Raw genomic sequence first — 1,651 nt, forward strand, 5'->3', positions numbered from 1 at the left:
GTGCTCCTCTCCCGGGGGGGGCGTGTCGTGGCGTCATGGCAGCCGGGGCAGGTGCGTCTGCGTCAGGACGAGGATCAGGACGGCGCACCCGACCGCGATTCCGGCGATCGTGCCCAGTGCGATCCACCCCGCGGTGAGGGTGCGCCGCCACTGGCGGGTCATTGCCTGTTCATCGCCCGGGTCGTGGCCGGCGTCGATCCGGGCGTTCACAGGGCCGCCTTATGCAGGTGGGCGGCCAACTGCGCTGCCTTCAGGGGGATGAGAGGGCCGATGGTGATGGCGGGCACGGCAGGGCAGTGTGAGCAGGGCCATTGCGCGTCTACCGTGATCGCGGTGTCCAGGAGGGTCTGCAAGACGTAGACGAGCCCGAGGAAGGTGTCCGCGACGAATTCGCGGTCGACGAATGTGCGGTCGTCGGCGTCGGGGTGTTCGTGGAGGGAGCCGTCCACGACGTGGAGCAGCTTGCTCGCCTCCTTCACCCCCATCCATCCGGTCTCCACCCGGCCGCCTGTCGCACGGGGGGCGAGTGACAGCAGGCCATGGCGGTGCAGCGCGGCCTTCAGGTCGTCGGCGATCGTGGTGAGCGTGGTGGCGCGCTTTTCGAGGGGTCGAGTCAGAGCCTGGAGAGCGGCAAGGTCGACAGCGGACAGAGGAATCCGGCGCTCGGGCCCGGTGCCGACGGGCCGGCCGGCTTTGACAGGCAGCCCGGCCAGGCCGAGCGCCGCGTGGAGCCAGGCCGCGGCGCCGTCAGGGTCGACATCGATGGTGGTGGCAGCGTCGGCGAGGGTGTCCTGCGCCCCTGCTGCGACGTCGATGACGAGGTTGCCCAGCGCGACCGCGTCGGTCGCGGAGAGTGGCGTCAGGAGGAGTGCGCCCGCGCGGGGGAGACCCGGATCGAGGCTGATGCCGACGATCCGGGCACTGGAGCGAAGGTGCTCGCCGGCGAGGTAGAGGTCCTTGTCGGTGGCGTCGAGCTGGTCGTCCTCGGCCGTGGGCTGGGTGGGGGAGTCCTCGGGGTTCACGTGCCGCTCCGGTGCGCCACGGTGTAGGCCCCGTTGGGTTGGGCGGTCACCACGCCTTTCGCGGCCAGGTCGGCCAGCGCGAATCGCACGCGGTCTTCGGGCGCGCGCAATTCGGCCGCGATGTTGGCGCGGGACAGCCAACTGCCCGGCGGGAAAGCTCCTTTGGCGATCTCCCGCGTGAGCGCCTCGGCGATGCCGTTGACCGAGGGCCCCGGCGAGGCGCTTCCCTTGAGGGCCTGCAGCAGGGTGAGGACGTCCCGTGCGCGGAGCATCACCGCCTCGAACGCCACGGCGGTGTGGGTGTGGGTGCCGACGGCGTTGATCACCGTCGTCCAGTGGGCTCTCTGCGCCGGTGAGGCGGTGCGGTCGCGGTACGCGGCTGCCACCGGCACCCAGCGTTCCACCGTCTCGTCCACGGCCGCGGCGTTGCGTCCGACGGCGGCCGGCGCTGTCTGGGTTCCGCCGCGGGAGGCCCGCTTTATCGTCAGGATGTCCCGGCCGAGCGCGGTGAGGTCCACCGGCGGCGGCTTCGCGGCCGGCTGGTCATCGGAACGGGACATACGTGGGGGCTCCATGACGTCGATCGGGGGCTGTGGTTGCGGCTGTCGGCCGCCGGGGCTGGTCGGTGG

3 protein-coding genes are annotated in these 1,651 nt (G+C 71.7%); all 3 read right to left on the reverse strand.

Annotated features, from left to right (window positions below; all coding sequences use genetic code 11):
- Positions 1-33: 33 nt before the first annotated feature.
- From AC13HU_RS36720 to AC13HU_RS36730, 3 genes are read right to left on the reverse strand one after another with little or no spacing between them, the layout of a single operon-like run.
- Positions 34-210: a hypothetical protein gene (locus AC13HU_RS36720; protein WP_483046332.1), complete on the reverse strand. Its 177-nt coding sequence runs from the start codon at positions 208-210 to the stop codon at positions 34-36.
- Positions 207-1,022, reverse strand: coding sequence for a hypothetical protein (locus AC13HU_RS36725; protein WP_483046333.1), 816 nt, complete (start codon positions 1,020-1,022; stop codon positions 207-209). The genes AC13HU_RS36720 and AC13HU_RS36725 overlap by 4 nt, the downstream gene beginning before the upstream one ends.
- Positions 1,019-1,582 (reverse strand): GntR family transcriptional regulator, encoded by a 564-nt coding sequence (locus AC13HU_RS36730; protein ID WP_483046334.1) that lies wholly within the window; start codon positions 1,580-1,582, stop codon positions 1,019-1,021. The genes AC13HU_RS36725 and AC13HU_RS36730 overlap by 4 nt, the downstream gene beginning before the upstream one ends.
- Positions 1,583-1,651: the final 69 nt, after the last annotated feature.

It is taken from the genome of Streptomyces sp. NH27, from assembly GCF_056859195.1.